The sequence below is a fragment of the Streptomyces sp. NPDC059398 genome (genome assembly GCF_042751845.1).
GTDB lineage: Bacteria > Actinomycetota > Actinomycetes > Streptomycetales > Streptomycetaceae > Streptomyces.
In genome coordinates, this window is the sequence record NZ_JBHYWP010000002.1 from 62993 (window position 1) to 73708 (window position 10716).

General features: G+C 66.7%; 7 protein-coding genes and 1 tRNA gene. All 8 read right to left on the reverse strand.

Annotation, left to right across the window (positions count from 1 at the left end; all coding sequences use genetic code 11):
- Positions 1-110: 110 nt before the first annotated feature.
- A tRNA-Ile gene (locus tag ACFXBC_RS01445) sits at positions 111-184 on the reverse strand.
- Positions 185-243: 59 nt separating this feature from the next.
- Positions 244-780, reverse strand: a complete 537-nt coding sequence (locus ACFXBC_RS01450; protein ID WP_385017200.1) for a DUF3566 domain-containing protein — start codon at positions 778-780, stop codon at positions 244-246.
- A gap of 93 nt (positions 781-873) precedes the next feature.
- Positions 874-3504, reverse strand: coding sequence for a DNA gyrase subunit A (gene gyrA, locus ACFXBC_RS01455; protein ID WP_385017202.1), 2631 nt, complete (start codon positions 3502-3504; stop codon positions 874-876).
- A gap of 41 nt (positions 3505-3545) precedes the next feature.
- Positions 3546-5609, reverse strand: a complete 2064-nt coding sequence (gene gyrB, locus ACFXBC_RS01460; protein ID WP_385017205.1) for a DNA topoisomerase (ATP-hydrolyzing) subunit B — start codon at positions 5607-5609, stop codon at positions 3546-3548.
- A gap of 363 nt (positions 5610-5972) precedes the next feature.
- Positions 5973-6584 carry a DUF721 domain-containing protein gene (locus ACFXBC_RS01465; RefSeq protein ID WP_385017208.1) on the reverse strand — a complete coding sequence of 204 codons (612 nt, stop codon included), beginning with the start codon at positions 6582-6584 and terminating at the stop codon, positions 5973-5975.
- The gene (recF, locus tag ACFXBC_RS01470; RefSeq protein ID WP_385017211.1) at positions 6581-7711 is read right to left on the reverse strand and encodes a DNA replication/repair protein RecF; all 1131 of its coding nucleotides are present in this window, start codon (positions 7709-7711) and stop codon (positions 6581-6583) included. Before recF ends, ACFXBC_RS01465 begins: the two co-directional genes overlap by 4 nt.
- A gap of 30 nt (positions 7712-7741) precedes the next feature.
- Positions 7742-8620 carry a phosphogluconate dehydrogenase (NAD(+)-dependent, decarboxylating) gene (gene gnd, locus ACFXBC_RS01475; protein WP_385017214.1) on the reverse strand — a complete coding sequence of 293 codons (879 nt, stop codon included), beginning with the start codon at positions 8618-8620 and terminating at the stop codon, positions 7742-7744.
- Positions 8621-8731: 111 nt separating this feature from the next.
- Positions 8732-9862 carry a DNA polymerase III subunit beta gene (gene dnaN / locus ACFXBC_RS01480; RefSeq protein WP_385017439.1) on the reverse strand — a complete coding sequence of 377 codons (1131 nt, stop codon included), beginning with the start codon at positions 9860-9862 and terminating at the stop codon, positions 8732-8734.
- Positions 9863-10716 lie beyond the last annotated feature (854 nt).

Sequence of the window (10716 nt, forward strand, 5' to 3'; positions counted from 1 at the left end):
CACACACCCCCCCGCACCACACCTTACGGACCCCCTCTCCCCCACCAAACCCCCCGCCCCTAAATCGCCGCCCCCCCTAACAAAAAGCGGGCCGGCCCCCACGTTCGCGGTGGGGCTAACAGGATTTGAACCTGTGGCCTCATCCTTATCAGGGATGCGCTCTAACCAACTGAGCTATAGCCCCGCGCTGCCCCTGAAGATTAGCGCACTCCAGGGCCAGTCCCAAAATCGATAGCCGGGCCTCTACTCGTCCTCGGCGAGAGTCAGCTCGACACCGCCCACGAAGCCGGCCGACAGGTTGTAGATGAAGGCCCCCAGCGTGGCCAGCGCTGTGGCCAGCACCACATCGATCACCGCGATGACCGCTGTGAACAGCAGCACACGCGGCAGCGAGAGGAACGACTGAAGATCGAAGCCGCTGCCGTCACTTGAGCCGGTGGCCTCGCTGATCGTCCCGCCCACGGTCGAGAAGACGCCCATGGCGTCCATGACCATCCACAGCACCGCGGCCGCCACGATGGTGCAGACACCCAAGGCGATGGACAGCAAGAAGCTGACCTTCATGACCGACCACGGATCGGCCTTGGCCACCCGCAGCCGGGCCTTCCGCGTACGGGGGGTGGTGCGGGCGCCCGTGCGGGGCCGACGTACCACCGGCTGGCCACCGCCGACCGTACGCTGACCGCCCTGCGTACCGCCGCCCGAAGGCGACGGGTACGCCTGCGGCGGCTGGTACGGCTGAGACTCGTACTGCGGCTGCGCCCCACGCGTATCCGTCACCGTTCCCCCTTGAGAGTCCGCGGCGGGGCCACGGGCACCGCGTGCTCCAGCTCCGGAAGCGGCCGCTCCGTCGCCCGTGGCTCCACTCACGTTCTACTCCTCGTGCTCCCCTGCCGAAGGCTCGGTGCCTTCGACTACCGCTTCGACCGCGTCAACATCGGCCGAACCACCGTCGACCGCGTCTGCGTCGCTCTCGACCGCGTCAATCTCTTCGGCCTCTCGGCCGGCCTCGGCGTTGCGAGCGATGCCGACCACGGCATCGCGCTTGCCCAGGTTGATCAGTTGAACGCCCATGGTGTCACGGCCGGTCTCCCTGACTTCATTGACTCGCGTACGAATCACACCACCGCCGAGCGTGATGGCGAGGATTTCATCCGTCCCCTCGACCACCAGCGCGCCGACCAGCGAGCCCCGGTCCTCCACGATCTTGGCGGCCTTGATACCCAGACCACCGCGGCCCTGGATGCGGTACTCGTCGACGGGGGTCCGCTTGGCGTACCCGCCGTCAGTGGCAGTGAACACGAAAGTACCCGGCCTGACGACATTCATCGAGAGCAGTTCGTCGCCCTCGCGGAAACTCATGCCCTTGACACCGGATGTCGCGCGTCCCATGGGGCGCAGAGCATCGTCCGTCGCCGTGAACCGGATCGACTGGGCCTTCCTGCTGACCAGCAGCAGATCGTCTTCGGCCGAGACCAGTTCGGCGCCGATCAGCTCGTCGTCACTGCCGTCCGGCGTCTCCCGCAGGTTGATCGCGATGACGCCGCCCGAACGCGGTGAGTCGTAGTCCTTGAGCGGGGTCTTCTTCACCAGGCCGCCCTTGGTGGCCAGGATCAGATACGGGGCCGCGTCATAGTCACGGATCGCCAGGATCTGCGCGATCTGCTCGTCCGGCTGGAACGCCAGCAGGTTGGCGACATGCTGGCCACGCGCATCACGGCCCGCGTCCGGCAGCTCGTACGCCTTTGCCCGGTACACCCGGCCCTTGTTCGTGAAGAACAGCAACCAGTGGTGGGTTGTCGAGACGAAGAAGTGGGCGACGATGTCGTCCTGCTTCAGCTTGGTGCCCCGCACACCCTTGCCGCCACGCTTCTGCGAGCGGTAGTCCTCGGTCTTGGTGCGCTTGACGTAACCACCGTTGGTGATGGTGACGACGATGTCCTCCTCGGCGATCAGGTCCTCGATGGACATGTCACCGTCGAAGGGCACCAGCTTGGAACGCCGGTCGTCGCCGAACTTGTCGACGATGACCGCCAGTTCCTCACTGACGATCTGCCGCTGGAGGTCGGGCGAGACCAGGATCGCGTTGTACTCGTTGATCTTCGCCTGGAGCTCGTTGTACTCGGATGTGATCTTCTGGTGCTCCAGTGCGGCCAGCCGGCGCAGCTGCATTTCCAGGATCGCGTTCGCCTGGATCTCATCGATCTCCAGGAGGCCCATCAGGCCCTCGCGCGCGACCTCGACGGTCTGACTGCGCCGGATCAGCGCGATGACCTCGTCGATCGCGTCCAGCGCCTTGAGCAGACCCCGCAGGATGTGGGCTCGCTCCTCAGCCTTGCGCAGCCGGAACCGGGTGCGCCGGACGATGACCTCGATCTGGTGCGTCACCCAGTGGCGGATAAACGCGTCGATCGACAGGGTGCGCGGCACCCCGTCGACCAGCGCCAGCATGTTGGCGCTGAAGTTCGACTGGAGATCGGTGTGCTTGTAGAGGTTGTTCAGGACAACCTTGGCCACCGCGTCACGCTTCAGCACGACGACGAGGCGCTGCCCCGTACGCGAGGATGTCTCGTCCCGCACATCGGCGATCCCGCCGATCTTGCCGTCCTTCACCAGGTCGGCGATCTTCTGCGCGAGGTTGTCAGGGTTGGTCTGGTACGGAAGCTCCGTGACCACCAGGCACTGGCGGTTCTGGATCTCCTCGACCGCGACCACCGCGCGCATCGTGATGGAGCCGCGTCCGGTGCGGTAGGCCTCCTCGATGCCCTTGCGTCCCACGACCAGCGCGCCGGTCGGGAAGTCCGGTCCCTTGATGCGCTCCAGCAGAGCGTCCAGAAGGTCCTCGTGCGAGGCCTCCGGGTTCTCCAGATACCACTGGGCGCCGGCCGCGACCTCGCGCAGGTTGTGCGGAGGGATGTTGGTGGCCATACCGACCGCGATACCGGCGGAGCCGTTGACCAGCAGGTTCGGGAATCTGGCCGGGAGAACCACCGGCTCCTGGTTACGGCCGTCGTAGTTGTCCTGGTGGTCGACGGTCTCCTCGTCGATGTCCCTGACCATCTCCATGGACAGGGGCATCATCTTGCACTCGGTGTACCGCATCGCGGCAGCCGGGTCGTTGCCGGGAGAGCCGAAGTTGCCGTTCGAGTCCACCAGCGGCATACGCATCGACCAGTGCTGGGCCAGCCGGACCAGGGCGTCGTAGATCGAGGAGTCGCCGTGCGGGTGGTACGTACCCATGACGTCACCGACGACACGGGCGCACTTGTAGAAGCCCTTCTCGGGCCGGTAGCCGCCGTCGTACATCGCGTACAGCACCCGGCGGTGAACGGGCTTCAGGCCGTCCCGCACATCCGGCAGCGCACGCGACACGATGACGGACATCGCGTAGTCGAGATACGAACGCTGCATCTCCGTTTCGAGCCCCACCGGCTCGACACGCATACCGATGCCGGGGACCGCTGGCGGCTGTTCGGGCATCACAGGGGAATTCTCGTCGGCCATTGCTGGTCAAAGTCCTTTCAGTGCGGTCAGCCGAGACCGACTCAGATGTCGAGGAACCGGACGTCCTTGGCGTTGCGCTGAATGAACGAGCGCCGTGCCTCGACGTCCTCGCCCATCAGCACCGAGAACAGATCGTCGGCCTGCGCCGCGTCGTCCAGAGTCACCTGGCCGAGCACCCGGTGGTCCACGTCCATCGTGGTGATGCGCAGTTCCTCGGCGTTCATCTCACCGAGACCCTTGAAGCGCTGGATCGAGTCGTCTCTGACCCGCTTGCCGCTCCGCTTGCCGAGCTCGACCAGGGCGTCCCGCTCCGTGTCCGAGTACGCGTACTCGAAGTCGTCCCGGCCCCACTTGATCTTGAACAGCGGCGGGCGCGACAGATACACATGCCCGGCCTCGACCAGCGGCCGCATGAACCGGAAGAGGAACGTCAGGAGCAGCGTGTTGATGTGCTGACCGTCGACGTCGGCGTCAGCCATGAGAATGATCTTGTGATAGCGCAGCTTCTCGATGTCGAAGTCCTCGTGGACCCCGGTGCCGAACGCCGAGATCAGCGCCTGGACCTCGGTGTTCTGGAGGATCTTGTCGATCCGCGCCTTCTCGACGTTCAGGATCTTGCCTCGGATCGGCAGGATCGCCTGGTACATCGGGTTACGCCCGGACTTCGCCGAGCCGCCGGCGGAGTCACCCTCGACGATGAAGATCTCGCACTTCGTCGGGTCGTTCGACTGGCAGTCGCTCAGCTTGCCCGGCAGCGAGGCACTCTCCAGCAGGCCCTTGCGCCGGGTGAGATCACGCGCCTTGCGCGCCGCGACCCGCGCCGTCTGGGCCTGGATGGCCTTACGGATGATGTCGACGGCCTCATTGGGGTTCCGGTCGAACCAGTCCGTGAGGTGCTCATAGACGACCTTCTGCACGAAGGTCTTCGCCTCCGTGTTGCCCAGCTTGGTCTTCGTCTGGCCCTCGAACTGCGGCTCGCCCAGCTTCACTGAGATGATCGCCGTGAGACCCTCGCGGATGTCCTCGCCGGAGAGGTTGTCGTCCTTCTCACGCAGCAGCTTCTTCTCGCGCGCGTACCGGTTGACCAGCCCCGTCAGAGCGGCCCTGAAGCCCTCTTCGTGGGTGCCGCCCTCATGGGTGTGGATCGTGTTGGCGAAGGAGTACACACCCTCGCTGTACTGCGAGTTCCACTGCATCGCGATCTCTGCCGAGAGGAGACGCTCCTTGTCCTCGGCCTCGACGTCGATCACGGTCGGGTGGATGAGTTCGCCCTTGCGCGAGTTGAGGTACTTCACGAAGTCGACGATGCCGCCCTCGTAGTGGTACGTGACGGTGCGTACCTGCTCTTCCTCCGCGACCTCGCCGACGGTGTCGGCGCCGGCGGTAGCCTTCGCGGACTCCCGCTCGTCGGTCAGCGTCAGGGTGAGGCCCTTGTTGAGGAACGCCATCTCCTGGAAACGCCTCGACAGCGTCTCGAAGGAGTACTCGGTGGTCTCGAAGATGTCCCCGTCGGCCCAGAAGGTGACGGTGGTACCGCTCTCCTCCGTGGCCCCGTTGCGGGCCAGCGGCGCTGTCGGGACACCGAGCTTGTAGTCCTGTGTCCAGCGGTAGCCGTCGCGCTTGACGTCCACCGCGACCTTGGCGGAGAGGGCGTTGACGACGGACACACCCACACCGTGCAGACCACCGGAGACGGCGTAACCGCCGCCGCCGAACTTGCCACCGGCGTGCAGAACGGTCAGGACGACCTCGACAGCCGGCTTGTTCTCCGACGGCACGATGTCGACCGGGATGCCGCGGCCGTTGTCGACCACACGCACCCCGCCATCAGCGAGGATCGTCACATCGATGGTGTCCGCGTGCCCGGCCAGGGCCTCGTCGACCGAGTTGTCGACGACCTCGTACACCAGATGATGGAGCCCACGCTCACCGGTCGAGCCGATGTACATGCCGGGCCGCTTACGGACCGCGTCCAGCCCCTCAAGGACAGTGATCGCGCTGGCGTCGTACGAGGTGGTCACCTCGCCGTTCTCACCGACTGTGGACGGGGGGATCTCATTGGGGTTGCCGGAATCGGCCACGAAGCGCCCTTTCTGGCACAGCACAGGCCTCTCCAGGGCAGGCAGGAGCGGCTGCGTCGTTCGACATGTTCCGCGAGTGGCGGGATTGTCTTCCAGTCTACCGGTAGCGCAGACATCAATGGGGGTTTGCCGGTACCTGTATCCACATGTGCCGCCCTGAACCGGCGGCGAACGACTCCCCATATCCAGGAAGGGGCTCCAAGAGGCTCACACGGGCTTTCAGCGCCTCGGGCTGTCAACCTCCCGCTACGGTGCGGGACCCCCTCCGTGCGGTGCCTCGTCCCGCACGGTCCCAATGTGTGCTGTTTCACGTGAAACAGCACACATTCTGGTCGAAATCACAGAGTCTTGGGTACCCACCCACCGCCGGGAGAGCCGTCGACGGCGTCAGCCGTAGGTATCGCCGGGACCCTTACTGCCAGGCGCCCGCAGCTGTCCGAACCGGCGGGGCGGTCCACCTGGGCCGAGGACCTTCAACAGCTTCACGGTGCCCTGCCCCAGATCGGCGTTCAGCCGGGCCACCAGTTGGGGCGCCAGCAGCCGCAGCTGAGTCGCCCAGGCGGTCGAATCGCACAGCACGGTCAGCACCCGGGCGTCCTCGTCGTAACGCTGGGGGACGCAGTGGTTCGCGAGATCCTCGCCCACGATCTGCGGCCAGCGGCCCATCACCCCGCCCACCGCGGCCGGGGTCTCCCAGCCACGCTCAGTGATCAGCCGGTTGATCGCGGCGCCCAGCGGCAGAGGATCACGCCCGTCCGCCCGCGCTCCCGAACGCAGCCCACCGCGCTTGGCCTGCTTCTTCTGCTGAGCGGCCGCCCCCCGGGCCTTCGCCTGCTCCTTCGCCGCCCGCAACGCGACCCGTGCCAGGTCGATCCCCGAGGACTCCGGAACCTTCGCGGCCTCGGGCCCCGGCGGAAGGGAAGGACCGGAACCGGGCGGCTCCTCGGCACCCCGAGGGCCTCCGCCGCTGCCCTCGTCCGGAAGAGGCGCCCCGGTCATACCCGGTCCACCGCCCCGTCCGACACAGCGAACCGGGCACCCGCCAGCACGCCCGGCACATCGTCGTCCACTGCCGCCGTCACCAGCACCTGTTCCCCGGGCGCCACCAGCTCCGCCAGCCGCTCCCTGCGCCGCACGTCCAGCTCCGCGAAGACATCGTCGAGCACCAGCACCGGCTCATTGCCCTCGGTCCGCAGCAAGTCGTACGAGGCCAGCCGCAGCGCCAGCGCATATGACCAGGACTCACCGTGGCTCGCGTACCCCTTGGCCGGCAGCCGACCGAGCTTCAGCACCAGGTCGTCACGGTGCGGCCCGACCAGCGTCACACCCCGCTCGATCTCCTGCTTACGGACTCCCACCAGCGCGGCGAGCAGCTGCTCGTACAGTCCGTCCTTCGACTGAGCCGCCTCGATCCCCTCGCCCAGCGAGCTCCGGTACTCCAGCACGACCGGCCCGCCACCGGGCGCCACCTGCTCGTACGCCTTGTCGGCCAGCGGCTGCAACGTCGCGATCAGATCCAGCCGCTGCGCCAGCAACTCGGCGCCCACACGCCCCAGATGCTGGTCCCAGATATCGAGGGTGGACATATCCATGGATCTGCCGCCGTGCCTGCGGGCCATCGCTGCGGACTTCAGCAGCGTGTTGCGCTGCTTCAGCACCCGCTCGTAGTCGGAGCGCACACCAGCCATCCGCGGCGAACGAGCGGTGACCAGCTCATCCAGGAACCGACGGCGCTCACCCGGATCGCCCTTGACCAGCGCGAGATCCTCGGGCGCGAAAAGCACGGTCCGTACGATTCCGAGTACATCGCGCGGCCTGACCTGCGAAGACCGGTTGATCCGGGCCCTGTTGGCCCGGCCCGGGTTGAGTTCGAGCTCGACGAGCTGAGACCGTTCGCCCTGGGTGACCGCTCCACGGATCACAGCCCGCTCGGCCCCCATCCGTACCAGCGGTGCGTCCGACGAGACCCGATGGCTGCCGAGCGTCGCCAGATAGCCGACGGCCTCGACGATGTTGGTCTTGCCCTGTCCGTTGGCGCCCACGAACGCAGTGACGCCCGGGTCGAGAGGCACCTCGACCCGGGCGTACGAGCGAAAGTCGGCCAGCGACAGATGCGTGACGTGCATGACCGTGCGCCGACCTTCCCTGCTGCTGGCTTACTTCTTGTTCTCGACCGCGTGGCCGCCGAACTGGTTGCGCAGTGCTGCGATCATCTTCATCTGCGGAGAGTCGTCCTGGCGCGAGGCGAAGCGGGCGAAGAGCGACGCGGTGATCGCGGGCAGCGGAACCGCGTTGTCGATGGCCGCCTCGACCGTCCAGCGTCCTTCACCAGAATCGGCGGCGAAACCACGGAGCTGGTCGAGGTGCTCGTCGTCGTCCAGTGCGTTGACCGCGAGATCCAGCAGCCAGGAACGGATGACCGTGCCCTCCTGCCAGGAGCGGAAGACCTCGCGCACATCGGTGACGGAGTCGACCTTCTCCAGAAGCTCCCAGCCCTCGGCATACGCCTGCATCATGGCGTACTCGATGCCGTTGTGGACCATCTTGGCGAAGTGGCCGGCGCCGACCTTGCCGGCGTGAACCGAGCCGAACTCTCCTTCGGGCTTGAGCGCGTCGAAGACCGGCTGCACCTTCGCGACGTTCTCGGCGTCGCCGCCGTACATCAGCGCATAGCCGTTCTCCAGGCCCCAGACGCCACCGGAGACACCGCAGTCGACGAAGCCGATGCCCTTGATGCCCAGCTCGACCGCGTGCTTCTCGTCGTCGGTCCAGCGCGAGTTGCCGCCGTCCACGACGACATCGCCCGGAGAGAGCAGATCAGCCAGCTCATCGATGGTGGACTGGGTCGCGGCACCCGACGGGACCATGACCCATACGACGCGGGGACCCTTGAGCTTGCCCACAAGCTCTTCCAGGCTGTGGACATCGGCGACGTCCGCATTGCGGTCGTAACCGATGACGGTGTGACCAGCGCGGCGGATGCGCTCGCGCATGTTCCCGCCCATCTTGCCGAGGCCGACGAGACCGAGCTCCATCAGAAGATCCTTAGTGACGTGGTGGCGTTTCGTACCCGCGTCCGAGCGTACGCCGGGACACGGGTACACACCTGCGGGGTGACCCGCTCAGACGTACGGCCCCGAACCGGCTCAGCCCGACAGCCGCACCGGCATGATCAGGTACTTGTACGCGTCGTCCGCCTCGGCATCGAGAGCGGGGCGGCCGCTCAGCAGCGCGGGCTTGGTCGACGTCGTGAAGGAGAGCTGGGCGACCGGGGAGTCGATCGCGCTGAGGCCGTCCAGCAGGAACGTCGGGTTGAAGGCGATCGAGATGTCGTCACCGTCGAGCTTGGCGTCCACCCTCTCCACAGCCTGTGCGTCGTCGCTGGATCCTGCCTCCAGGATCAGCACGCCCTGCTCGAAGCTGAGCCGCACCGGGGTGTTCCGCTCGGCGACGAGGGAGACGCGCTTGACGGCCTCGACGAACGCCGGGGTCTCGATGACGGCGATCGAGTTGAACTCGGTGGGGAAGAGCGTCCGGTACTTCGGCAGATCGCCTTCGAGGAGCCGCGTGGTCGTCCGCCGGCCCGCACCCTCGAAACCGATCAGCCCCTCACCGGAGCCGGACCCGGACAGGGCGAGCGTCACGGTGTCACCGCTGGTCAGCGACTTTGCGGTGTCCAGGAGCGTCTTGGCGGGCACCAGGGCGACCGCGGATGCCTCCGGGTCCTCGGGCTTCCACAGGAACTCACGGACCGCGAAGCGGTAGCGGTCGGTGGAGGCCAGGGTCACCCGGTCCCCCTCGATCTCGATCCGTACGCCGGTGAGCACGGGCAGTGTGTCGTCACGGCCCGCGGCGATGGCCACCTGGGCCGCGGCGGACGCGAAGACCTCACCGGGGACGGTGCCGGTCGCGGTCGGCATCTGCGGCAGCGCCGGGTACTCCTCCACAGGAAGGGTGTGGAGAGTGAACCGGGAGGAGCCGCAGACCACCGTCGCACGGACGCCGTCGGTGGAGATCTCCACCGGGCGGTTGGGAAGGGCGCGGCAGATGTCGGCGAGCAGCCGGCCCGACACGAGGACGGTGCCGTGCTCCTCGATCTCCGCATCCACCGAGACCCGCGCCGAGACCTCGTAGTCGAAGCCGGAGAGGCTCAGCGTGCCTTCCTCCGCCTTCAGCAGCAGGCCCGCAAGAACGGGCACCGGCGGACGGGCCGGAAGGCTGCGGGCCGCCCAGGCCACCGCCTCCGCGAGTACATCGCGCTCCACCCGGATCTTCACCGGAACCGCCTCCTGCTGTTGCTCGCTCGCCCTGCTGGCCTTCGTCGTCGGCTTCTTGCCGGGGACCAGTCTGACGTACGCCACCGACACTCGGTGCGCGTCGGGGTCAAGTCGAGCCGGGAGGCACCAGGGGCTCCGGCGGCGAGTTGTGCACAGCGCCCACTTCGAAGCCAATTCCCCGGTAACTCTAGGGGGTAGTAGTAGTAGGGCCTGTGGAAACCGTGGATAACCCCGTTTACGCAGCTCAGAGCCGCTTTTTTGTCCACTGCGCCTGTGGGTGGAGCCGGTGGAAAAGTACGCGGCTCTGTGGACGGCGAAAAGTTCTGCACACCCGGTGCACAGGGGAGGGGTACTTCTCCCCAGCTCCATCCCCAGCTTTACCCACCTTGCCCACAGCCCAACCGACCACCTTGGTGTGACGGCTTTCACTCGACCCGGTGACCGCGGGTGTTTCGTTGCCGAACAGTGGACAAGGGTGTGGAGAAGCTGGGGACAACAGGGCCGTGCCTGTGGGCTGCCGGTGGACAACGAATCCCCAGGCCTGTGGAAGAAAAATCGGTCCACAGGCTGTGGACAGCGGTTGGCCACAAATCCACACCCTCCTGACCTGGACTGATGAAGTCTCAGGTGGTTCGCCTGTGGACACGATCTGGACAACTGATCAGTCCCCAGGGTGTGGACGGGCCATCGCCCCCGATGCTGTGGAGAACATACGTGGGCAGCGCCGTATTCGAACACCGTCGGTGTGAGGAACATGCGGAGAACGCTGCGGAACGGCGAAGGGGGGGCGGGGGGGGGGGTCCCCCGGCGGCCGGCCCGCGCCGTGTGAGGAGAGGGAGGCGCCGCGGAGTGGT